This window comes from Flavobacterium granuli, assembly GCF_031456055.1.
Classification (GTDB): Bacteria; Bacteroidota; Bacteroidia; order Flavobacteriales; family Flavobacteriaceae; genus Flavobacterium; species Flavobacterium granuli_A.
On sequence record NZ_JAVDTX010000007.1, the window covers coordinates 77,271 to 100,711 of the forward strand.

19 protein-coding genes are annotated in these 23,441 nt (G+C 35.0%); 11 read left to right on the forward strand and 8 right to left on the reverse strand.

The window, feature by feature from the left end; all coding sequences use genetic code 11:
* Positions 1 to 20: 20 nt before the first annotated feature.
* The gene (gene gcvP / locus J2W95_RS14845) at positions 21 to 2,870 is read right to left on the reverse strand and encodes an aminomethyl-transferring glycine dehydrogenase (RefSeq protein ID WP_310008403.1); all 2,850 of its coding nucleotides are present in this window, start codon (positions 2,868 to 2,870) and stop codon (positions 21 to 23) included.
* Between the two features lie 235 nt (positions 2,871 to 3,105).
* Here gcvP and J2W95_RS14850 point away from each other — a divergent pair, with 235 nt between their 5' ends.
* Positions 3,106 to 3,939, forward strand: a complete 834-nt coding sequence (locus J2W95_RS14850) for a UbiA prenyltransferase family protein (protein ID WP_310008405.1) — start codon at positions 3,106 to 3,108, stop codon at positions 3,937 to 3,939.
* 80 nt (positions 3,940 to 4,019) lie between these two features.
* Here the strand turns inward: J2W95_RS14850 and J2W95_RS14855 are convergent, their stop codons facing one another.
* From J2W95_RS14855 to J2W95_RS14875, 5 genes are all read right to left on the reverse strand, one after another.
* On the reverse strand, positions 4,020 to 6,047 hold the full coding sequence (locus J2W95_RS14855; protein WP_310008407.1) for a M3 family metallopeptidase: 2,028 nt from the start codon (positions 6,045 to 6,047) through the stop codon (positions 4,020 to 4,022).
* Positions 6,048 to 6,359: 312 nt separating this feature from the next.
* Complete coding sequence (purE, locus tag J2W95_RS14860; protein WP_310008409.1) at positions 6,360 to 6,845, reverse strand: 5-(carboxyamino)imidazole ribonucleotide mutase; 486 nt, start codon at positions 6,843 to 6,845, stop codon at positions 6,360 to 6,362.
* 85 nt (positions 6,846 to 6,930) lie between these two features.
* Positions 6,931 to 8,097, reverse strand: coding sequence for a 5-(carboxyamino)imidazole ribonucleotide synthase (locus tag J2W95_RS14865; RefSeq protein WP_310008410.1), 1,167 nt, complete (start codon positions 8,095 to 8,097; stop codon positions 6,931 to 6,933).
* Positions 8,098 to 8,178: 81 nt separating this feature from the next.
* Positions 8,179 to 8,724 (reverse strand): hypothetical protein, encoded by a 546-nt coding sequence (locus tag J2W95_RS14870; protein ID WP_310008412.1) that lies wholly within the window; start codon positions 8,722 to 8,724, stop codon positions 8,179 to 8,181.
* 91 nt (positions 8,725 to 8,815) lie between these two features.
* On the reverse strand, positions 8,816 to 10,894 hold the full coding sequence (locus tag J2W95_RS14875; protein ID WP_310008414.1) for a TonB-dependent receptor: 2,079 nt from the start codon (positions 10,892 to 10,894) through the stop codon (positions 8,816 to 8,818).
* 455 nt (positions 10,895 to 11,349) lie between these two features.
* On the opposite strand from J2W95_RS14875, the gene hpt reads away from it, so the two are divergent.
* The 5 genes from hpt (at position 11,350) to J2W95_RS14900 (ending at position 17,467) form a co-directional block, all read left to right on the forward strand.
* Positions 11,350 to 11,880 carry a hypoxanthine phosphoribosyltransferase gene (gene hpt, locus J2W95_RS14880; protein WP_310008416.1) on the forward strand — a complete coding sequence of 177 codons (531 nt, stop codon included), beginning with the start codon at positions 11,350 to 11,352 and terminating at the stop codon, positions 11,878 to 11,880.
* A gap of 29 nt (positions 11,881 to 11,909) precedes the next feature.
* On the forward strand, positions 11,910 to 12,482 hold the full coding sequence (locus J2W95_RS14885) for an adenylate kinase (RefSeq protein WP_310008418.1): 573 nt from the start codon (positions 11,910 to 11,912) through the stop codon (positions 12,480 to 12,482).
* Positions 12,483 to 12,689: 207 nt separating this feature from the next.
* Positions 12,690 to 13,964 carry a hemolysin family protein gene (locus J2W95_RS14890; RefSeq protein WP_310008420.1) on the forward strand — a complete coding sequence of 425 codons (1,275 nt, stop codon included), beginning with the start codon at positions 12,690 to 12,692 and terminating at the stop codon, positions 13,962 to 13,964.
* Positions 13,965 to 14,056: 92 nt separating this feature from the next.
* On the forward strand, positions 14,057 to 15,058 hold the full coding sequence (gene obgE / locus J2W95_RS14895) for a GTPase ObgE (protein ID WP_310008422.1): 1,002 nt from the start codon (positions 14,057 to 14,059) through the stop codon (positions 15,056 to 15,058).
* A 252-nt stretch (positions 15,059 to 15,310) separates the two neighbouring features.
* Positions 15,311 to 17,467, forward strand: coding sequence for a S46 family peptidase (locus J2W95_RS14900; protein WP_310008424.1), 2,157 nt, complete (start codon positions 15,311 to 15,313; stop codon positions 17,465 to 17,467).
* A gap of 76 nt (positions 17,468 to 17,543) precedes the next feature.
* On the opposite strand, the gene J2W95_RS14905 is transcribed toward J2W95_RS14900, so the two are convergent.
* Positions 17,544 to 18,533: a glycosyltransferase family protein gene (locus J2W95_RS14905; RefSeq protein WP_310008426.1), complete on the reverse strand. Its 990-nt coding sequence runs from the start codon at positions 18,531 to 18,533 to the stop codon at positions 17,544 to 17,546.
* A 12-nt stretch (positions 18,534 to 18,545) separates the two neighbouring features.
* On the reverse strand, positions 18,546 to 19,361 hold the full coding sequence (locus tag J2W95_RS14910; protein ID WP_310008428.1) for a UDP-2,3-diacylglucosamine diphosphatase: 816 nt from the start codon (positions 19,359 to 19,361) through the stop codon (positions 18,546 to 18,548).
* A 204-nt stretch (positions 19,362 to 19,565) separates the two neighbouring features.
* Here J2W95_RS14910 and J2W95_RS14915 point away from each other — a divergent pair, with 204 nt between their 5' ends.
* The 5 genes from J2W95_RS14915 to J2W95_RS14935 all read left to right on the forward strand — a co-directional run bounded on the left by J2W95_RS14915 (position 19,566) and on the right by J2W95_RS14935 (position 23,407).
* Complete coding sequence (locus J2W95_RS14915) at positions 19,566 to 20,054, forward strand: hypothetical protein (protein ID WP_310008430.1); 489 nt, start codon at positions 19,566 to 19,568, stop codon at positions 20,052 to 20,054.
* Between the two features lie 420 nt (positions 20,055 to 20,474).
* On the forward strand, positions 20,475 to 20,810 hold the full coding sequence (locus J2W95_RS14920; protein WP_310008432.1) for a helix-turn-helix domain-containing protein: 336 nt from the start codon (positions 20,475 to 20,477) through the stop codon (positions 20,808 to 20,810).
* Between the two features lie 277 nt (positions 20,811 to 21,087).
* Positions 21,088 to 21,795 (forward strand): CPBP family intramembrane glutamic endopeptidase, encoded by a 708-nt coding sequence (locus J2W95_RS14925; protein ID WP_310008434.1) that lies wholly within the window; start codon positions 21,088 to 21,090, stop codon positions 21,793 to 21,795.
* 259 nt (positions 21,796 to 22,054) lie between these two features.
* Entirely contained in the window at positions 22,055 to 22,411 is a 357-nt protein-coding gene (locus tag J2W95_RS14930) for a bleomycin resistance protein (protein WP_310008436.1), read from the forward strand.
* A gap of 234 nt (positions 22,412 to 22,645) precedes the next feature.
* The gene (locus J2W95_RS14935) at positions 22,646 to 23,407 is read left to right on the forward strand and encodes a class I SAM-dependent methyltransferase (RefSeq protein ID WP_310008438.1); all 762 of its coding nucleotides are present in this window, start codon (positions 22,646 to 22,648) and stop codon (positions 23,405 to 23,407) included.
* The last annotated feature ends 34 nt before the right edge of the window (positions 23,408 to 23,441 follow it).

Below are 23,441 nucleotides of genomic sequence, written 5' to 3' on the forward strand. Positions count from 1 at the left end.
TTTATTTTTCTTATTTATTTTTAGCTTTCCATGTAAGCTTCGATTGGTGCACAGCTACAAACCAGGTTTCTATCTCCAAAAGCATCATCGGCTCTACGAACGGTAGGCCAGAATTTGTTTTCGGCGATGTAATCCAGTGGGAAAGCTGCTTGTTCTCTGCTGTATGGGAAATCCCAAGTTTCGGCAGTAAGCATTGCCAATGTATGAGGAGAATTTTTCAATACGTTGTTACTGTCTTCGATGGTTGCTGCTTCGATTTCTTTACGAATGGCAATCATAGCGTCACAAAAACGGTCTAATTCTTCTAGGTTTTCACTTTCGGTTGGTTCGATCATCAAGGTTCCTGCCACTGGGAAAGAAACGGTTGGTGCGTGGAAACCATAATCCATTAAACGTTTTGCGATATCGGTAACTTCGATTCCTTTTTGTTTGAAAGGACGACATTCCAAAATCATTTCGTGAGCCGCACGACCCATTTCACCAGAGTATAAAGTATCGTAATGACCGTTTAATTTTTCTTTGATGTAATTGGCGTTCAAGATAGCGTGCTCTGTAGCTTCTTTCAATCCATCGGCACCTAACATCGTGATGTAACCGTAAGAGATTAAACATACCAATGCAGATCCCCAAGGTGCTGCAGAAACGGCTGTAATAGCACTGCTTCCTCCTGTTGGGATAACTGGGTTTGAAGGTAAGAAAGGAACTAAGTGCTCGGCAACGCAAATTGGTCCAACACCTGGTCCACCACCACCGTGAGGGATGGCGAATGTTTTGTGAAGGTTCAAGTGACATACGTCAGCTCCAATAGTTGCTGGGTTGGTCAAACCAACTTGTGCATTCATATTGGCACCGTCCATATAAACTTGTCCTCCGTTTTCGTGGATTATTCTTGTGATTTCGATAATAGCGCTTTCAAAAACTCCGTGAGTTGATGGGTAAGTAACCATCAAACAAGCTAAGTCGTCTTTGTGCTCAATCGCTTTTTGACGTAAATCTTCAACGTCAATATTTCCGTTTTCCAATGTTTTGGTAACGATGATTTTCATACCCGCCATTGCTGCTGTAGCCGGATTGGTTCCGTGAGCAGATGATGGGATCAGCGCCACGTTTCTGTGGTGATCACCACGAGATTGGTGGTACGCACGAATTACCATTAATCCTGCATATTCTCCTTGTGCTCCTGAGTTAGGTTGCAAAGTGGTTCCTGCAAAACCAGTAATTACGTTTAATTGTTGTTCTAGTTTAGACAACATTTCTTGGTATCCTTGTGCTTGATCTAGCGGTGCAAAAGGGTGAATATTGTTCCAAAGTGCATTGCTTAATGGCAACATCTCTGAAGCTGCATTCAGTTTCATTGTACAAGATCCTAGAGAAATCATTGAGTGATTCAATGATAAATCTTTACGTTCCAACATTTTGATGTAACGCATCATCGCTGATTCCGAGTGGAATTTGTTGAAAACATCGTGTTGTAAGAAAGATGATGTTCTGTTTAAATCCTCTGGGAAATGATTAGCCCCAGATAAAGTTTCGATTGTTGTTGCTTGCTTACCATTTGCGGAAGCGAAAATTCCAGCAATTTTATTGATATCGGTAATACTTGTAGTTTCATTCAAAGAAATTGAAACGGTATTGTCGTCGATGTAATAGAAGTTTACCTCGTTTTGTTCTGCAATAGTGCGAACTTTTTGAGCGTCAGCTTTGATAACGATAGTATCGAAGAAAGCAGTATTGGTTTGTTGTAAACCTAGTTTTTCCAATTCGTTAGACAAAGTTGCAGCCAAAGCGTGAACTTTATCGGCGATATATTGCAAACCTTTTGGTCCGTGATATACAGCGTACATTCCTGCCATTACAGAAAGTAATACTTGTGCAGTACAGATATTTGAAGTCGCTTTGTCACGTTTGATGTGTTGCTCACGAGTTTGCAAAGCCATACGCAAAGCACGGTTTCCGTTAGTATCAACAGTTACCCCGATGATTCTTCCTGGCATAGATCTTTTGTACTCGTCTTTGGTAGCAAAATAAGCAGCGTGTGGTCCACCATAACCCAACGGAATTCCGAAACGTTGTGTTGTTCCAACTACTACTGCAGCTCCCATTTCTCCTGGAGGCGTTAGTTTTGTCAAACTCAAAATATCAGCAGCAACGGCTACTTTGATTTCGTTTTCCGCCGCTTTTGCAATAAATGAAGTATAGTCGTTTACTTGACCATATTTTCCTGGATATTGAAGGATTGCTCCGAAAAAGTCTGATGAGAAATCAAAAGTTTCGTGGTTTCCAATCACTAATTCTATTCCGATTGGAGTAGAACGAGTTTGTAAAACTGATAAAGTTTGAGGTAATATTTCTTCTGAAACGAAGAATTTATTGATATTGTTTTTCTTTTGATCGCGAGTTCTTACGTCAAATAATAACGCCATTGCTTCGGCAGCTGCAGTCGCTTCGTCCAATAAAGAAGCATTTGCGATCTCCATTCCGGTAAGTTCAACTACCATAGTTTGGAAATTCAAAATAGCTTCCAAACGACCTTGTGCAATTTCGGCTTGGTAAGGAGTGTAAGCAGTGTACCATCCTGGGTTTTCAAAAATATTTCTTTGAATAACAGCTGGAACAATTGCTTGGTTATATCCTAAACCTATGTAAGATTGAAACATTTTGTTTTTGCTTCCCAACTGGGTGATATGATTGGCATATTCATATTCGGTCATAGCAGGGTCTAATGCAAGAGGAGCTTTTAGACGAATATCATCCGGAAGTGTTTCATAAACAAGTCGCTCTATAGAGTCAACTCCTATGGTTTTCAACATGTGTTGTAAATCTGTTTCTCTCGGGCCAATGTGTCTTAAAGCAAAAGAATCTGTTTTCATATATGTGTAGCTACTATTTGTTTTTTTAAGTCTAACGTAAAGCCTGATTGTTTAAATATTCATTTATATTTGAATTTCAGTCCAATCAAGACTATTTTGTGTAGAAATAAAGCGTTGTGTTTTTTGTGGTGCAAAAATAAATATTAATCTCTTAATAAAGCTCTTTTTTAACTTGATTTTATAGGGATTTTTCAACTAATGGACTGATTTATTAACAATTGATTAAATTTGTTAAATGAAGGTTTTAAAAAGTATTCTCCAATTTTATATAAATAGCAGCATACACGTTGCTTTGTCTTGTTTTGCATTCGTACAAATTACCCAAATGGTGTTCCTTATTTCAGGCCAAAATACAGTAAGTTATTTTGCTTTTTGGGGAACGATTGTAGGATATAATTTTGTGAAGTATGAAGAATTGGCAAGAGGTAAGCGATTACAGTTACGAAAGAAATTAAGAGTGATTGCTGTTTTTACTTTGGGTTCTTTTATCATGACAGGTTATTATTTTTTTCTGTTGGAACGCATCACGCAAATAGCAGCTATTGTTTTTTTAGGATTAACATTGCTTTATACGCTTCCATTTTTTCCCAATAAAGTGAATGCCCGAAATTGGGCTGGAATAAAGATTTATATCGTTTCGTTTTGCTGGGTAGGGGCGACTGTATTTTTGCCTTTGTTGAATGCTGGAGTGGCTCCTTCGGTAACTATGGGGATAGTCAGTACGCAGCGCTTTATCCTGATTTTTATATTGATTATGATTTTTGAAATTATCGATTTGCGATTTGACAATCCTAATCTAAAAACCGTTCCGCAACAAATAGGGGTAGAGAATACCAAAATTCTGGGTTTTGTTTTACTGATTCTTTTCTGCGGATTAGAGTTATTCAATATCTACGGTAATTTTAATACCCATTTTTTGAAGCTGAAATTAAATCTTGATATTGCTCTTGCAATTGTGATTACACTTTTTTTGACTTTCGCTAATGAAAAACGGACTAAATATTACACTTCTTTTTGGGTTGAAAGTTTACCAATTGTTTGGTGGATTTCTCTTTTGTTTTTTAAATAGTATGATGATTGATGAATAGGGTTTATAAAACTAAAAAACCGAAGCATTTCTACTTCGGTTTCTTTCTGAATTCTACATTTTTATATCAGCCCCGCTCTTTTTAGTAAAGCATCTGGCTTCGGTTCCTGTCCTCTAAAACGTTTGTATAAAATCATAGGATGTTCGGTTCCTCCTTTTGAAAGTACATTTTCTTTGAATTTTTCGGCCACTTCTTGGTTGAAAATACCATTTTCTTGAAAATATTCGAATGCATCAGCATCAAGAACTTCGGCCCATTTGTAACTGTAATATCCTGATGAATATCCACCTTGAAAAATATGTGAAAAGGCTGTACTCATTGCATTTTCTTTTACTTCTGGATACAATTGTGTTGAAGCAAATTGCTCGGTTTCAAAAGTTTTGATGTCAGTAATATTTGTAGGATCTTGTCCATGCCATGCCATGTCTAACAATCCAAAACTCAATTGGCGATTTGTTGCCATTCCTTGTTGAAAACTTGCACTCTCTTTGATTTTCTCTACATATTCCTGCGGTATAACTTCGCCAGTTTCATAATGATGTGCAAACAATGCCAAAGCTTCTGGTTCGTAACACCAATTTTCCATAATCTGACTTGGTAATTCTACAAAGTCCCAATACACTGATGTTCCTGAAAGATCTGGATATTCGGTATTGGCCAACATTCCGTGCAATCCATGGCCAAATTCATGAAATAAAGTTGTTACTTCATTAAATGTCAAAAGTGACGGTTTGGTTTCGGTAGGTTTTGTAAAGTTGCAAACATTCGAAATATGAGGTCTTTCGTTTTTACCGTCTTTTATATATTGCGATTTGAAAGAAGTCATCCAAGCACCATTTCTTTTTCCTTTTCTCGGAAAGAAATCGGCATAGAAAACAGCAACCAATTCGTTGTTTTTGTTTGTTACTTCATAGGTAGTAACTTCTTCATGGTATTTATCGATATCAAAAACCTCTGTAAAAGTCAGTCCATATAGTTTTTCGGCAATAGTGAAAGCGCCATTCAATACTTTCTCCAATTGGAAATAAGGTTTCAATTTCTCATCATCCAAATTGAATAATTGTTGTTTCAATTTCTCCGAATAATAAGCACTATCCCATTTTTCTAATTGTTCGATGCCGTCTAGTTCTTTGGCGAAAGCCGATAATTGTGCAAATTCTCTTTGCGCAGCTGGTTTGGCTTTGGCTAATAAATCATTGGAAAAAGACAATACTTTTTCCGGGCTTTCGGCCATACGTTCTTCAAGTACAAAATGGGCATGAGTTTTATATCCTAAAAGATTGGCTCTTTCAAAACGCAGTTTGGCAATTTTTAAAACAATCTCCTGATTGTCGAATTCATTATTTTGAAAAGATCTTGCGCCAAAAGCAATGGTTATTTTTTTACGTAATTCACGGTTGTCTGCATACGTCACAAACGGAATGTAGCTAGGATGGTCTAAAGTGATAATCCAACCTTCTTTTTCTTGTGCTTTCGCCAAATAGCAAGCCGCTTCGATTGTTCCTTCGGGTAAACCTGCCAAATCCTTTTTATCGGTAAGGTGCAATTCAAAAGCGTTGGTTTCGGCCAAAACATTTTCACCAAATTGCAAGCTCAATTTCGAGAGTTCTTTGTCGATTTCTCTTAATTGATTTTTCTTTTCTTCGGGTAAATTGGCTCCATTTCTAGAAAAGCTTTTGTATTGTTTGTCCAAAAGTGTTTTTTGCTCTGGATTTAAGTTCAAAGATTCCTTTTGTTCATAAATGGTTTTGACTTTAGCAAATAAATCAGCATTCAAACGAACATCATTTCCAAATTCAGATAAAAGAGGTGAAACTTCTTGTGCAATTTTTTGCATTTCGTCACTCGTTTCAGCCGAATTTAGATTAAAAAAAATACTTGAAATTCGCTCCAAAACATCACCGCTAAATGATAAAGCTTCAATTGTGTTCTGAAAAGTAGGACTTTCTGTATTGTTGATTATTGCGTCAATTTCGGCTTTTGCCAAATTAATTGCTTCCTGAAAAGCAGGAAAATAATCTTCGTTTTTTATTTTAGAAAATGGCGCTGTGTCTAACTTGGTGCCAAATTTTTGAAGTAGTATATTCATAATTATATATTCTATTTTGTTACAAACAAGTGGTTGTTATGTTTTTGCATTTTTATCCTATTGAAAATAAAAGACAAGAAAAATATGTTAAAATTTTCAACAAGTGTGTATTTTGTCGATTATTTGAATACTTTTGTCGAGAAATTAATTAGCAAATAAATTAATTCAGTCGAAATTATAAACTCTTTTTGTCCCCAAATCACAAAGAAATTTATATTACTAAATACCACACATTATTGATAAAACTAAATTTCTCCCCCAAGTTTTTAGATTTTACAATATCAAAAAAGCTCCTTTTTTAGGAGCTTTTTTTTATTTATACAAGTTTTCAGAAGACTTATATACGGCTTCTTTTAGTCCTTCTTTATAGGTGATGATTTTGTCTAAAACATTTTTATCAGAGCTTCCTATGATTTGTGCAGCAAGAATTCCAGCATTTTTTGCTCCATTTAAAGCAACAGTGGCAACAGGAACACCGCCAGGCATTTGTAAAATGGATAAAACACTGTCCCAACCATCAATAGAATTACTTGATTTTACAGGAACTCCAATAACTGGTAAAGGAGACATTGAAGCCACCATTCCAGGCAAATGAGCTGCACCACCCGCTCCAGCAATAATTACCGAAATACCACGGGTATGGGCATTTTTACTAAAATCAAATAATTTTTCAGGGGTTCTGTGCGCCGATACGATGTCGACTTCTACAGCTATATCAAATCCTTTTAAAATGTCTATGGCATCTTGCATTACCGGCATATCCGAAATGCTTCCCATGATTATGGCTACTTTGCTCATTTATTTTTTTATTTAAAGATGAAATGATTGAAATATTTAAAAATTAGGACATCCCAATCTTTAAATTTTTCAATCTTTAAATTTTTTAATTATTCAATTTATCACTGATTACTTTAATCGTGTTTTTCACATCCTCGGCAATTCTTCTTGCTTCGTTTATGTCTTCATTGACAATTGTTACGTGTCCCATTTTTCTAAAAGGACGTGTTTGTTTCTTGCCGTAAATATGTGGTGTAACACCATTCCAACCTAATATTTTTTCTATATTTTCGTAAATGACATCTCCAGAGAAACCTTCTGCTCCAGAAAGATTAACCATAATTCCAGCCACTTTACTTTCGGTATTTCCTAACGGCAAATCAAGAATCGCTCGTAAATGGTTCTCAAATTGTGAAGTATAACTGGCTTCAATTGAATAATGACCAGAATTGTGTGGGCGAGGTGCCACTTCGTTTACCAAGATTTCATCGTCTTCGGTTTGGAACATTTCAACTGCCAAAAGACCTACGTGATTGAATTGCTTAGAAACATTCAAGGCAATTGCTCTTGCTTTTTCGGCTACTTTTTCGTCAATACGGGCAGGGCAAATTACATATTCCACTTGGTTGGCTTCAGGATGAAATTCCATTTCAACTACCGGGTACGTTTTTATTTCTCCCTTCGGATTGCGACAAACAATTACGGCCAATTCATTTTTGAAAGGAACCATTGTTTCTGCAATACATTCTACATTCGGTAAATTTTCTAAATCAGAAGTTTGTCTAATGACTTTTACACCGTTTCCGTCGTATCCAAATTCGGTACATTTCCAAACAAAAGGAAGCTGAATATTAGAATCTACTAAATCAACCACTAAATCTTTTAAAGTTGCATAACGTTTAAAAGGAGCTGTTGGAATATTATTTTCAATATAAAAGGCTTTCTGAATTCCCTTGTTTTGTATTAGTTTCAGTGTTTTTGGCGAAGGATATACTTTTATACCTTCGTTTTCCAATTTTTCCAAAGCTTCTAGATTTACCAATTCAATTTCAAAAGTCAAAACATCAACTTGTTTTCCAAAATTGTAAACCGTTTCAAAATCCATCAAGTCACCTTGAAAAAAATGATTACAAGCAATTTTGCATGGCGCTTCGTTACTTGGATCGAGTACATACGTTTGAATGTCAAATTTTCGGGTGTCAAACAATAGCATTTTGCCTAATTGTCCGCCACCGAGTATGCCTAATTTGAAATCGGATGAAAAATAGTTCATTGTGATTGGTATTTACTTTGTCTGTTTGGCATATTGCCTTAAGTGTGCAAAGATACTTTTTCCTAATCGAATAGGAAAATGCTATTTTATTTTCTTCAAAACTTCTTTGGCGACAGCCTTATAAGCCGCACTATGATTTGGAAAATCTTTAGTGATTATCGTTTTTAATTCGGGATGAATCCAATCATAATGTTGTCCCAAAAGATACAAAGTACGTATTGAATACGCTTTGGTAGCTACTTTGGTATCACCAATCAGCCAATCAAAACTGTTTTCTGTTATTTCCTCCAAATTTTTTTCAGAAAGCTGAATTTTTTTTTGCTTAGAATGTGAAAGAATCAAAAGTTGGCAAATCTTAGCTGCTGGTCGTATGGCACTTTCGTCTTTCAAGCTTTTTATTTGGGAACAAAAAAAATCCAGATGTTCTTTTATCCATTCCAATTTTTGGTAACACACAAATTCCAGAATCCAAAAAGCTTTAGACGAATTTTTATTTGCAGTATGAAAACACAACTGGATTAACTCAGGAAAAAGTTCTCTATTATCGAGAACTTCATCGGCATATTTTTGTCTGCTGGCTCGATATCCGGTTACGTTATTTAGATTTTTTTGGAATTCAGAAATCATCTTTTTGTTTGGGATTTAAAAGTACAAATCAACTGCAAAAATATCAATTAAAAATTACGATTTGCTAAGTAGTTTTTATTTTATAAAAAAACTAAAAGAAGTAATTAAATGAAATTGTTCCGTAATAATTTATAGGAAGTCCAGGGTAATAATATCTTCCAGATGCGGTTGCATTGGGTAAAATTAGCGAAGCATATTTTTCATTGGCTACATTGTTTATTCCAGCAGAAAGTTGGGTGTTTAAATTAGGCAGTATCTCAAAGGTGTAGCCAGTTTTTAAATTTATAATTTTATAAGAATCGGAATAGACCGAATTAGCGTCATTCAAAGGTATCGCATCTACAAATTGAAAATCGGAGGAAATATAAAGTCCCAAGCGCGTAGATAGAGTGACTCCCGCATTGGCTTTAGTGGCAGGCACGCCGGTTAATTTATTACCTGAAAAATCATTGCCACTGTCGACAAATTTCTTAAACTCGTATTTGCCTATTGAGATTGAAATATAAGCGTTTATTGAAAAAATAGAATTGATTTGCCATGTGTCTTTTATAGCCATTTCAATGCCCTGATGGAATGTTTCACCTGCATTTACGCCCACATATTGATCATCATCAACCCTTTTGGCAACCAATAAGTTTTTTATTTCCATTCTATAAGCGGCAAATTCGGCGTATAGATTTTTGTTTAAAAAATAAAATTTTCCTCCTACTTCAAAATTATATCCGGTCTCCGGTTTTATGTCGGCATTTATAAGGCCATTGCTCGTAAGGGTTTCTTCTGTACTTGGCAATGAAAATCCTCGGCTTACAGAAAAATAAAGACTCCGATGTTCATGTGGTCTAAATAAAATGGACAGCTGTGGCGAAAAAATATCATCATAACTGTATTTTTGAGTTGAATTTAAAATGTAATCGGTTAATTCAAATCGTGTTTTATTATAATTTAGACCTCCCTGAAACTCAATTTGTTTTGAAACCAATGTTCTGAATTGTGAAAATATATTGTAAAAACGCCTTTTCTGACCAGTTTCAGAAAGTTGATTTCCTGCTAAACTACCTAAACCATTATTTTGTTGGTATAAATTTTCAAAAGTATTTCCAGTATAATCGTCAGTAAAATATTCAATTCCTGCTATGAATTGGGTCACAGTTTTCTTGATTTTAAAATTCCCATAAAATTGTGTCCTCCCTCCGGTAGCGAAAGTATATTGACGCAAAATATCAAAAGGTCTTGGTTCATTATTATCTTTGTAATTGATAAAAACGGAAGTAGAATTACCTAAATTTTTATTGATTTTAAAGTCATAGGCCAATCCGCCCATCGTTGATTTATATTCTTTATATCCTTTTGAAGCAACCCAGGTAGGTGCACCATATTGTGGATTATTATCATATGTTTCCTTATTGATAGAACTCGGAATATACGCTTTCAAATAAGTATAATTTGAAAAGTAAGTTAGCTTGCTGTTTTGTTTTTTTAATAGTTCTCCGGCAATGGTAATTCCTTCTCTGTTGTAAGAGCTATTTTCTCGCCATCCGTCTGTTTTTAGTTTGTGGTAGTTAATATTAATACTTGCTTTTTCTTTGCTCAAATTATAATTGACACTGTTTTTCATCAATCCAAAAGATCCATGCACGGTAGTTAAACTTGCAGTTTGCCCTTTATTTTTTAAAAGTAATGGTTCTATTAAAATTGCACCACCTAAACCTGCTCCATAAACGCTGGAAAGCGGACCTTTAATGATTTCAATCTGACCAATATTTTCTATGTCAATATCATCAATTATAGTTTCACTGTTTCCAGAAGTTAGTGGAATACTGCCGTAAAAAGCTCTGATTTTATTGGTGCCATAAGTTGTTCTGGCGCCGATCCCACGAATAGTAATACGGGTTGTTGTAAAATTCGAAGACTGCATAAAAACCCCAGGGATAGTATTAATTACCGTGCTTATATCCGTTAAGTTGTTTTGTTCCAACTCTTTTTTTGATAAAACGCCAATAGACGCTGGCGTGTTTAATAAACTGTTGTTAATGTGAAGCGGACTGATAATTATTTCCTGAAGTGTTGTGGTTTTTAGAGAATCAATAATTTTGCCTTTCTGTTCTTGTGCAAAAATGGTATGACAATTAATCAATATGAATAAAAGAAAGTAATGTTTTTCTCTGGTCATAGAAATGTTTTGTTATTTATTGGCAGTAACTTTCCAAATCATATTTCCGCTATCGTCATTTACAAAAAGTGATCCGTCATTCATAACACTACTGCTATTTGTTTTAGATTCGGTGACATTGGTGGAGGCAATGTAATAATGCCAACGGATGTTTTACGTCGTTGTCGTCTTGTATTGCTAAAGCTTCTTTTTGTTCTTTCTTTACTTCCCCAGTGCAGGATGTTACTAAGATTAAAAACAATAGGGGAAATAGTTATGTGACTGTTTTTATGGCGACAAAACGTTAGAAAGTTGTAAAACAACAATTTACATATTAAAAAAATATTTAGTTGCAAAGAACTGTAAATATTAAGGGATATTTAACATTACCAAAAGTATGACCTAACTCTGTTTTTGATACTAACAAGTTGGTTGTAATTCTGTATCTTTGCCAAAATATTTTAAAATATAAAACTGTGATACAACTACACGATAAACAATTTGTTCCGTTTATTTCTGCCGAAGAGATAAACTTTGCTATTGAAAAAATGGTAGCGCAAATAGAAGATGATTTTTTTGATGAAACACCAATTTTTATTGGAGTGTTGAATGGTTCTTTTATGGTAGTTTCTGATTTTTTAAAATTATATAAGAAACCATGTGAAGTCTCATTTATCAAAATGGCTTCTTATGAAGGAACTTCCTCTACTGAATCCGTTAAACAATTAATTGGCATAAACCAAGATTTGACTGGGCGTACAGTAGTTATTCTAGAAGATATTATCGATACCGGAAACACTTTGGAGGAATTGAAAAGATTATTCAAAGAACAAAATGTTAAACATTTTAAGGTGGCAACATTGTTTTTCAAACCGGATGCTTTCAAAAAAGACTTAAAAATTGACTATGTAGGAATTCGTATTCCTAACAAATTCATCGTTGGTTTTGGTTTAGATTACGATGGTTTAGGAAGGAATTTGCCTGAAGTATATCAATTAAAGGAATAAAAAGAGTAAAAATCATATATAAAAAAAGAATGATCAATATAGTTTTATTTGGAAAGCCAGGAGCAGGAAAAGGAACTCAGGCTGAATTTTTAAAAGAAAAATACAATTTAACACACATTTCAACTGGAGATGTTTTTCGTTACAATTTGAAAAACGACACTCCATTAGGTAAAGAAGCAAGAGTGTATATGGATGCTGGGGATTTAGTTCCGGACGAGTTGACTACCAAAATGCTAATTGATGAGGTAAACAAACACCCAGATACCAACGGAATTTTATTCGACGGATATCCAAGAACAATTTCTCAAGCCGAAGCATTAGACGCTTTTTTGCCAACAATTGGTTCATCTGTAGCTGCAACGATTGCACTTGAAGCTGATGACAATATTCTAGTGGCTAGATTATTAGAAAGAGGAAAAACCAGTGGAAGAGTTGACGATCAGGACGAGGACAAAATCAGAAATCGTTACCAAGAATACAACGAAAAAACGGCTCCGTTAATGGGGTATTATAAAGACCAAAATAAATTTTACGCTGTAAATGGAATAGGTTCTATTCAAGAAATTACAGAAAGATTGACAGCGGTTATCGATAATTTGTAAGAGCAATTTCCAGCTGTACGTTACAAGTCCGCGTCCCGTTGTTTATTTTTCTAAAGCGCCTCATAAGCTTCTTTTAGTCGCTTTTGAGTCACTCATAAAAATTAAACAATGGGACTGTGGGCTTTTCACTTCCATCTGGGCTAGTAAAATACGATTTCATAACAACAAGATTCTAAGAATCAAAAGTATAAACGAATTATCTAAACATTGGAAATAGTAATAATATTTTTTCTAATACTCTTAAATGGGGTTTTCTCTATGTCTGAAATTGCATTGATTTCGGCCAGAAAAAACAGATTGGAAACCGCAGCAAAAAAGGGAAACAAAAGTGCCCAAATCGCTTTGGATTTAGCCAATTCCCCAAATAAGTTTTTATCAACCGTACAAATAGGAATAACACTAATTGGAATACTTACAGGTATTTATAGTGGGGATAAAATCACTGCCGACGTGGAGTTATTTGTAAAAGGATTTCATTCATTGATTCCTTTCGCACATTCCATCGCGGTTGGAATTGTTGTAGTAGTATTGACGTTTTTTTCTTTGGTATTGGGAGAATTATTACCTAAGCGTATTGGGTTAAACCATCCCGAAGGAATTGCAAAGGCAGTGGCCTTGCCCATGAAAATCATTTCGATAATTACCGCTCCTTTTATATGGTTGCTAACCACTTCAACCGAATTTTTATTGGATGTACTGAGAATAAAGCCTACGGCTGACGGAAAAGTTACCGAAGAAGAGATAAAAGCCATCATCAAAGAAGGAACCGAAGGGGGGGAAGTTCAGGAAATAGAACAAGATATTGTAGAACGTGTTTTTCATATTGGAGATAGAAAAATCAATTCGTTGATGACGCACAGAAAATCGGTTATGCTCTTGCCTTTACATGCTGATAAAAACCAGGTAAAGGAATTTATGCTAAAAGAATTACATTCCATTTATCCTGTTTATGGTGAAAATCATGATGATATCGTTGGAGTTGTAAATTTGAAAAATATCTTCGCCCATTTTGAAAAGGATAGTTTCAATTTAGCCGAAATTATGACCGAAGCTCCTTTTATGATGGAGCAAACCACAGCATACAAAGCATTGGAGCAGTTTAAGGAAACAGGAATTCATTATGCATTGGTATCAGATGAATATGGAGTTTTTCAAGGGGTAATTACTTTGAATGATATTCTTGAAGCATTGGTTGGCAATGCCTCCGATTTTTATAAAGACGATTTCCAGTTAATCGAAAGAGAAGATGGAACTTGGATGGTAGACGGACATTATTCGCTACACGATTTCCTTACATATTTCGAGTTGGATGATTTGATAAATGATTATGAAGTGACCACGGTAAGTGGATTAATAATGACCGAATTATCTCGTATCCCAAAAGAAGGAGAAAAGTTGATTTGGCAAAAATTTGAGTTAGAGGTCATCGATATGGATGGCGTGAAGATTGATAAAGTAATGGTTAAAGCCTTAAAGGTTTAAAAAAAATGGTTTAGAAGTTTAGAAAGTTTATGAGTTTAGTGAATCAACTAAACGATTAAACGGCTAAACGATTAAACTTTAAACAAGAAAATATGACAGAAGGGAATTTTGTAGATTACGTAAAAATTTATGTTTCTTCAGGAAAAGGAGGGAAAGGATCTACGCATTTGCATAGAGAAAAATTTATTGAAAAAGGTGGGCCAGACGGTGGTGATGGTGGACGTGGTGGACACGTATATTTAGTGGGGAACAAAGGACTTTGGACTTTGTTTCACTTGAAGTTTGCACGTCACATCAAAGCAGGACACGGTGGAGATGGAGGAGGAGATCGTAGCACTGGTGCCGATGGAGATGATAAATACATCGAAGTTCCGTTGGGGACAGTTGTGAAAGATAAAGAAACAGGTGAAACCCTTTTTGAAATTACCGAAGACGGAGAGAAACAAATTCTTTCTCGCGGAGGTAAAGGAGGATTAGGAAACTGGCACTTTAGAAGCTCAACCAATCAAACGCCTAGATATTCTCAACCAGGTTTGCCAGGTGTGGAAATGGATGTGATTTTGGAACTTAAAGTATTGGCGGATGTAGGTTTGGTAGGTTTCCCTAATGCTGGAAAATCAACATTGTTATCTGTATTGACTTCTGCAAAACCAAAAATTGCCGATTATCCTTTTACAACTTTAAAACCAAATCTTGGAATTGTGGCTTACAGAGATTTTCAATCTTTTGTAATTGCCGATATTCCTGGAATTATTGAAGGTGCTGCCGAAGGAAAAGGATTAGGTCACTATTTCTTGCGTCATATTGAGCGTAATTCAACCTTATTGTTTTTAGTTCCGGTTGATACGCCAGATATTAAAGCAGAATACGATATTTTGGTGAATGAATTGACCAAATACAATCCAGAAATGCTGGACAAAGAGCGTTTGTTGGTGATTTCAAAATGCGATATGCTGGATGATGAACTGAAAGCCGAATTGAAAACAGAACTTGATGTTGCTTTCAAAGATATCCCTTATATGTTTATCTCATCAGTTGCTCAACAAGGTTTGACTGAATTGAAAGATAAATTATGGAAAATGTTGAATGACTAAAAGTCAGTATTTTATATTAAAAAGGTGTTCTAGCAATAGAGCACCTTTTTTTATTTTAATTGCACAATTCCTAAAATTAAGTTAATAATCAATGATTTGCTTTTGATTTTAAAAGAACAATTAGTTTTGAGTTGCGAAAATGATTTATATTCGCAGCACTTAAAAATTATTCAAATATGAAGTTGCAAAACTTAAATTAGCAAAAACTAATAAGTAAAGTAAGCTCATATTTAAAACTTAAAAAAACTGTTTATGAAAAAAATTATTTTATTCCTGACGATGTGCCTAATGGCTTTTCCTGTTAGAGCAGATGAAGGAATGTGGTTTCTGATGTTTATCGAAAGACTGAACCATAGAGATATGGAAAAAATGGGCTTGCAATTGACAACCGAAGAAATTTATAGCATCAATCATCATAGTTTGAAGGATGCTGTAGTTCAATTCAATGGAGGTTGTACTGCCGAAATCGTTTCAAAAGAAGGTTTGGTGTTAACCAATCACCACTGTGGTTACAATGCCATTGCAGAACTTTCTACAGAAGAACAAAATTATTTAAAAAACGGATTTTGGGCTAAAAACAAAAGCGAAGAATTAAAACCAAAATCATTGTATGTTCGTTTCTTCGTTCGTATGGACGACGTTTCCAAAAGAATTTTATCAAAAGTAAATGATAAAATGACCGAGACTGAACGCAATAAAGTGATTCAGCAAGAAATAGCTTTGATCGAAAAAGAAAACAATGAAGGTGGAAAATACACTGTATCTGTTCGTCCTTTCTTTCAAGGAAATGAATACTATTATTTTGTATACCAAGATTATAAAGACGTTCGTTTAGTAGGAACACCTACAGAAAGTCTTGGAAAATTTGGTGGAGATACCGATAACTGGGAATGGCCTCGCCATACTGCAGATTTCTCTATGTTTAGAGTTTATGCAGATAAAGACGGAAACCCTGCAGAATATTCTAAAGAGAATGTTCCTTTGCAACCGAAACACCATTTGCCAATAAATATTACTGGAGCAAAAGAAAATGATTTTGCGATGATTTTAGGATATCCAGGAAGAACAAACCGTTGGATGCCAGCTGGAGGAATAGCACAAAATGTTAGTTATGCTTATCCTGCATGGGTTGAAGGAGCAAAAACTGGAATGGACAACATGAAAAAGTTCATGAGTAAAGATGAAAGCGTAAACTTGAAATATGCTTCTAAATATGCTTCGACTGCCAATTATTGGAAAAACCGTCAAGGGATGATTGATGCATTGACTAAAGCAAAAACTGCTGCTACAAAATCAAATGAAGAAGCTAAATTCAATGCTTGGGCGAATAAACCTGAGAACAAAGAAAAATACGGAAATGTTATTGCTACAATAAACGATTATTACGCAAAAACAAATTTGAAATCACGTCACGATAATTACCTTACACAGTTGGTGAGAACAGCTTCTTATGGTATTGCTCCGTCTATATTGGGGAATGCATTGATTGCTTATTACAAAGAAAATGACGCTAAAAGAGCCGAAATGCTACCTAAGATAACTGGATTAATTGATAACTATTATGGTGAGTTTTATGCTCCTTTGGAAAAAGAAGTTTTGACTGCTCAGCTTAATTTGTACGCTGCTAAAGCATCAGAATATGGTTTGGCTCCAGTTGTGGCTAAAATGAAAGAAACCAATAAAGGTAATTTTGCTGCTGATGTGGATAAAGCAATTACTGGAAGTATTTTTGCCAGTAAAGAATCGGTTGAGGCTTTTATGAAAAATCCAAAAGCTGAATTAATTGCTACAGATCCTTTGTATGTTATTTCAAATGATTTGGTAACAAAAGTTAGAGCCAAATCTGATGAGCAATCAAAAGCAGATGATGATTTTGCTATTGCTTACCGCAAATTAGTTGAAGGTTTAAGAGAGTCAAAATTGAATACGATTCAGTATCCAGATGCCAATTCTACTTTGCGTTTAACATATGGTAAAGTTCGTGCCTTACCTGCAGACAAACGCAATGACGCCAAAATAAACAATTATACAACAATGACCGGAATGGTTAATAAGTATAAAGCAGGAGATGCAGAATTTGATTTGCCAGCTCGTTTGTTGGAATTAAACAAAGCAAAAGATTTTGGTCAATATGCTGACAAAGCTGGATATATGCCTGTGAATTTCTTAACTGATAATGATATTACTGGTGGAAACTCAGGTTCTCCTGTATTAAATGGAAAAGGTGAATTAATAGGTGTTGCTTTTGATGGAAATATCGAAGCTATGGCAGGTGATGTTATTTTTGACAAAAAACTGCAACGTACCATCAATCTTGATATTCGTTTCGTACTTTGGGTTATTGACAAATATGCTGGAGCGCAAAACATTATTGATGAAATGACAATTGTGAAGGAAGCACAACCTTAAAACATACCGTTATTGAATATTAAACCCCGTCTCGTTATTAAACGAAACGGGGTTTTATTTTTTTATACAATGCCAATCAATCATAATATGTATCAAATAAAAGCTGCAAGGTTTCATCGATATTATTGGCTTTCATAATTGGATATTTTATGGGGGAATCAAGCCAGTTTTCGATTATTAAATCAAAATCATCACTAACATCATACAGTACAGGAACGCCCAATTTCTTGAGAGCAGCTGCATTGCATTCTTGTTCATAATGTTTACGAATAGGAATTGAGAGTATCTTTTTGCCAAGATATAAAGCCTCTGCGGGAGTTTCAAATCCTCCTCCAGTGATAATTCCTTCGCAGTTAATGAGGCTTTTGTTGAAGTATTCTCTATTGACTGGGAAATAGGTAACGTTCTTAACTGTGTGTTTGGTTTTTATGTCATTCAAAAACCAATGAAATTTTAAATTAGGAAGTTTGTTGAATGCTTTCTCCAAACAATCTTTTTGAAATGAAGGTAAATAAACAGTGATGTGTCCTGCATTTTTAGGTTCTGCATATACGATTTCATCTTTGATGATGGGAGGATGAATAAAATCATCGTATTTGTCAAAATGCAATCCAATGTTTTTTGGAGAAGGCGCATAATGTTTTAGAATCATTTCACCCATGACACTTTTCTTTTCCGGTCTGGGAGTTTTGGGGGATATAAAACTGGCTTGATGTCCAAATTGTATTGAATGAACCTTTTGTAATTTGCAGGCTAGGGAAGTAATCGAATCAAAATCATTGATGACTACATCATAATTTTTCAAGGGCAAAGCATCAGCGTCTTTATAGATTTTTCTCGGTTTAATGTTTTTGGCAATATCCCAATAATTCAAACCGCCACATTTACTGTAATGCAAACTACAGCCATCACTTTTAAATTTTATAGGCAAATTGATATCCAGACTGGCATTGTTACCACTTAAGAAAAAATCAACCTCACCAAATTTTTGCAGATAAGGATACAATTGCACCGCTCTGCTGATATGACCGTTACCTGTTGCCTGTATGGCATAAAATATTTTCATTGCTGTATATTTTTAAGAAAGAATTTTGTTGACAATGTCGTTGACCACTTTTTCCTCATTGATGTCAGAATCTTTATAATGCTCCGGTTTATATTGGTAAAGGCTCCATTTTTGCTTTTTGTATTCTAATGCAGTTAGATTTTCAATCCAATCTCCACTGTTGAGGTACAATACTTTTCCGTGTTCATTTTTTACTTCCTTTATCTGCGGTTTATGAATGTGTCCGCAAACTACATAAGAACATTTTTTTTGGATAGCAACATCGGCAGCGGTAGTTTCAAAATTGGATATAAAGGAAACCGCTTTTTTGACGCTGTCTTTGATCATTTTGGAGTAGCTTCTTTTTTCTTTACCCAAAATGGTCAAAAACCAATTGATTAAACTGTTGATAAGAATCAATAAATCGTATCCTTTTCCGCCTAGTTTAGCAAGTATTTTGGCATAACCCTGAGTGGAAGAATCGAAGACGTCGCCATGGAAAATCCACGCTTTTTTGCCATCCAAATCCAATGTTAGTTTGTCAACCAATTCAAAATTGCCTAAAATAAAATCGGAATATTTGCGTAACGCTTCATCGTGATTTCCGGTAATGTAAATGACGCGAGTTCCAAGATTGGACATTTTTATAATCTGTCTCAGAACATTCATGTGTGCAGCAGGGAAGTAGCTTTTAGTAAAACTCCACATATCGATGATATCACCATTAAGGACTAATGTTTGTGGGTTTATTGATTTTAAATATTGCAGTAATTCTTTGGCGTGACAACCGTAAGTTCCTAAGTGTACATCACTTATTACTACTAATGGAATCTTCCTTTTTCTTTTCATTTTTAGTTTTTACGAAAGTATGACCGCTATGTTATTCTAATGTATTCTAAATGTTATTTGTGTATAAAAATAAATTTGGCACTTTCCCAATTACTATTTAATACGGATTACTTTTATAGTATAATAAAAAAAATCCTATAAAATAGTGATTGTTTGAATCTGCTTTTTCTTACATTTGGAAATATTAACCAAAAAAAGTATAAAATGAGCAATTTGAATCCAAACCGATTGAATGTAACTTATCCTGTGGCCGACATGACCCTTATGAAGAGCAATGCCAACGCAACAATTGCCAAAATTCCGGCAGGAGCTACCCTGACCGAAGAAGAGCGTGCCAGTGGAGGTGACATTAATGTGGACAACAAAATTTTTGTGGATGGCACGCTGAACGAGCTCAATTCGAACGGAGCAGCTATCATGCCTGCCTGGTTCAGCATTGCTAATCTGGCTACCGATGTCACTTTTTACGACCAGTCCGAAGAGTTGATTGCGCTGTATCAAAACATCGTACTCAGGCTTAAGGATGCTCAGCGTATTGCGGGCAGGGAGGCACTGACTAATGCCCGAAAAGCCTACGAACAATACAAATCGGCTGCCGATGGTGGTGTTGCCGGCGCTCAGGCTAGTTATGACAAACTAAAAGTCAGGTTTGAGAAAGCAGGAGGAGGCGCTACGCTTAAGGAAACTCCATAAGAATGGTACAATAAATTAGGTATGCTATTTTGAATAGTAAATAAGAGTAATTTCTAAGTTCTAAAACCAACAGTGTATGCTGTTGGTTTTTTTTGTGCTATTCGATTCGGTTATCCTTGCAGACAATAGAGTTATCCTTCTAGATAGTTCAACTATCTGAATAGATAATAGAACGATCAGTTTAGATAGTAGAACTATTCAATTAGATAGTATAACTATCTGTTTAGATAATTAAACTATTGGAATAGACAATTGAACTATCTATTTAGATAATTAAACTATCTGAATAGATAGAAGAACTATTCAGATAGATAGTTCTTCTATCTGTTTACATTACTTTATTCTATTTTTTTATAAGACAAATCATTTTTTATAAGAAATAAATTCCTACTTTTATAAAAACTATACAATTTAGAAATTATGTTAGTAATACATACTGGCGAGTTACTCTCAGCTTACTACAATCGAAAACGCATTTACAAAAGTGCGTTGGCACGAAAAACGGGCATTGATTATCAGGCTATATTGAAACACCGAAAGTCAAACACGATAGAAGTGGATACTTTGCTAAAAATTTCAGCCGTTTTAGAACATAATTTTTTGATGGACATAGCGGTGCAGTTACCAAAAACGTACACGACGGATGCTCCCATAGATGCAGCGGCTGCCAATGAAATTGAGTCTTTGAAAGAAAAAATAAAATTGCTCGAAGCCGAAAAACAACTTTTGCTGCAGGTGATTGGAGCGAAAGGGTGAAACGATCAGAAAGTGATATACGCCACTATATTCTAAAAAATAAAACGCTATGTTTGTCAGACAAAGCTACCCAGATTGGGGTGTATATGTCTGACTATGTCAGACATATACACAAGTTGGCAGTAACCTGCTCTCGAGAGCTCTATGAAAGAATATTAAACGAAATAGCATGACTATACAGCATAATTCAAAAACAACTTTAAAATGGTATTATACCTTTGGGCGAGTTTTGCTTTTTTGCGTGAGTTGTTCTGTAATTTTAATATTATGCTCGAGTATGACTCAAAATATTTCAGCAAATATTTCGGATCATATATCTATTTTATCCGCAACAGTTCTAACATTTATATTAATATTGTTATTTGTGAAATGGGAGAAATTGAAACTAAATGACATCGGAATCATTCCCGATAAACACAGTATTTTTAGATTTTTAAGTGGCTATGCAATTGGTTTTTGTATGGCTATCTCACAAGCATTAATAGTTATAGCATTTGGACATTTTCAGTTAAAATTTGTCTCACAAATTTCATTAATTGATATACTCTTACCGTTCATTTTATATTTGCTTGTTGCTTGCAGAGAAGAATTGGCTTTTCGCGCTTATCCTTTGAGAAGCCTGAATATTTCAATAGGTTCTCTTTTAGCGTTAACAATAATAACAATAATTTTCATTCTTGAACACGTTGCTGGTGGAATGACATGGAAAATGGCAATATTAGGTTCTGGAATCGGAGCAGTTTTATTTGGCGTGTCGGCATTAAAAACTAAAGGCCTTGCGCTTTCATTTGGACTTCATAGTGCTTGGAATTTTGGGCAATGGATATTTGGATTTAAAAGCAAACCAGGTTTATGGGAAGCTATCGTTGATAAAGGATATGAATCAAAAGTCGAAGATGTTGGATTATTAGCTTTTATATTTATAATGGGAGTTGCAATTACAGGCATTTGTTTTTATTACAGAAAAAATCATTTAAGCGAATGAAAATGGCTACTGCCAACAGCTACTACAACTGATTTGGGCAATTGGCTCAATGGAAAGTTGGTTTTGTATTTGGGATGATTTGGCAGATCCGAAGAATGGGCTTAATTTAGTGCCAAACCCGCTGTAGTACCAGAACGTTGGCAGCAACCGTGTGAAGCGACTATACAACCGTTGCAAGAGTAACAATTAGACACTGGATAACTGCCCTCACTGCAATTAAAATTTGACAGAGGAATAAATTTTTTAATAAAATAAAGATATGCTGACAAACGTAAATCCAAAAATGCCAATGCGGAACAAGACCGCAACAAAAGATTTCTATATAAACAAGTTAGGATTTCGGAACGTTGGAAGTTCTGACTATGACGGTTATTTGATGGTTGAAAAAGACAACATAGAAATCCACTTTTTTGAGTTTAAAGAACTTGGCCAGAAAGAAAACTATTCAGGAGTTTACATCCGAACCAACAACATTGACAGTTTATATCAATCATTGTTGGACAATAAAATAAGCATACACCCGAATGGTGCATTAGAGACAAAAGCTTGGGGACAAAGGGAATTTTCCTTACTTGACCCGGATAACAATCTACTGACTTTCGGACAAAGTATATAATCACTATTGACCGAGCACTAGGTAACGGCAGCAGCCAACAGCTACTACAACGGATTTGGGCAATTGGCTTAATGGAAAAATGGTTTTGTATTTGGGATGATTTGGATTTGCTTCGCCTGTTCGCTATCGCTCGGGTGGCAAATCCGAATAATGGGCTTAATTTAGTAGCAAACCCGCTGTAGTACCAAGACGTTAGGTGTAATTTTGAAAATCAGAAATCTTAAAATCAATACGATGAATACTGAAGAACATAACGCAAAGATTGTGGAGCAATTTTCTAAACAAGCCATTCCATTCACAAAACTATCAGGGCATTTAGATTCGATTGAAATACTTAAAGAGATGGCTGAATTGACGCCAGAAGACAATGTTTTAGATATTGCCTGTGGGCCAGGACTTGTGCTTTGTGAGTTCGCAAAAACGGCAAGCCAAGGAACAGGAATAGACATAACACAGGTTATGCTGGAACAAGCCCAAGAAAGACAGAAAAACTTAGGTTTGACAAATATTAAGTGGGATTTAGGCAATGTTACAGAATTACCATATAGTTCAAATTCATTCTCATTAGTAATTACAAGGTATAGCTTTCATCATTTTTTAGACCCTAAAAAAGTCCTATCTGAAATGTATAGAGTTTGTAAGCCCAATGGACGAATTTTGATTGCTGATGTAGTTTTATCAAAAGAAAAAGTAAATGCGTTTAATGAGATGGAAGTTATAAGAGACAATTCTCATACAAAGGCTTTGACTTTTGAAGAATTTGAAGAACTTTTATCCCTTTTTGAATTGACAAATTTAAAGAGAGCATCTTACAAGGTCGAAATGGAACTTGAAAGACAACTTACTGCATCTTTTCCAAAAGAAGGGGATGATGAAAAGTTGAGACAAATCTTTAAAAATGATTTAACTGAAAACAATTTAGGCGTTGAATCGCATTTAATAGGAAATGAAATTCATTTTTCTTACCCAATTTCAGTTTATGTAGGACGGAAATAAAAACTACACCTAACAGGTGCTACAACGGATTTGG

Bases quoted from the DNA above. Each gene is read 5' to 3' on its own strand.
- gcvP (WP_310008403.1), bottom strand. From the start codon at position 2,870: ATGAAAACAGATTCTTTTGCTTTAAGACACATTGGCCCGAGAGAAACA.
- J2W95_RS14850 (WP_310008405.1), top strand. From the start codon at position 3,106: ATGAAGGTTTTAAAAAGTATTCTCCAATTTTATATAAATAGCAGCATA.
- J2W95_RS14855 (WP_310008407.1), bottom strand. From the start codon at position 6,047: ATGAATATACTACTTCAAAAATTTGGCACCAAGTTAGACACAGCGCCA.
- purE (WP_310008409.1), bottom strand. From the start codon at position 6,845: ATGAGCAAAGTAGCCATAATCATGGGAAGCATTTCGGATATGCCGGTA.
- J2W95_RS14865 (WP_310008410.1), bottom strand. From the start codon at position 8,097: ATGAACTATTTTTCATCCGATTTCAAATTAGGCATACTCGGTGGCGGA.
- J2W95_RS14870 (WP_310008412.1), bottom strand. From the start codon at position 8,724: ATGATTTCTGAATTCCAAAAAAATCTAAATAACGTAACCGGATATCGA.
- J2W95_RS14875 (WP_310008414.1), bottom strand. From the start codon at position 10,894: ATGACCAGAGAAAAACATTACTTTCTTTTATTCATATTGATTAATTGT.
- J2W95_RS14885 (WP_310008418.1), top strand. From the start codon at position 11,910: ATGATCAATATAGTTTTATTTGGAAAGCCAGGAGCAGGAAAAGGAACT.
- obgE (WP_310008422.1), top strand. From the start codon at position 14,057: ATGACAGAAGGGAATTTTGTAGATTACGTAAAAATTTATGTTTCTTCA.
- J2W95_RS14900 (WP_310008424.1), top strand. From the start codon at position 15,311: ATGAAAAAAATTATTTTATTCCTGACGATGTGCCTAATGGCTTTTCCT.
- J2W95_RS14905 (WP_310008426.1), bottom strand. From the start codon at position 18,533: ATGAAAATATTTTATGCCATACAGGCAACAGGTAACGGTCATATCAGC.
- J2W95_RS14910 (WP_310008428.1), bottom strand. From the start codon at position 19,361: ATGAAAAGAAAAAGGAAGATTCCATTAGTAGTAATAAGTGATGTACAC.
- J2W95_RS14915 (WP_310008430.1), top strand. From the start codon at position 19,566: ATGAGCAATTTGAATCCAAACCGATTGAATGTAACTTATCCTGTGGCC.
- J2W95_RS14920 (WP_310008432.1), top strand. From the start codon at position 20,475: ATGTTAGTAATACATACTGGCGAGTTACTCTCAGCTTACTACAATCGA.
- J2W95_RS14925 (WP_310008434.1), top strand. From the start codon at position 21,088: ATGACTCAAAATATTTCAGCAAATATTTCGGATCATATATCTATTTTA.
- J2W95_RS14930 (WP_310008436.1), top strand. From the start codon at position 22,055: ATGCTGACAAACGTAAATCCAAAAATGCCAATGCGGAACAAGACCGCA.
- J2W95_RS14935 (WP_310008438.1), top strand. From the start codon at position 22,646: ATGAATACTGAAGAACATAACGCAAAGATTGTGGAGCAATTTTCTAAA.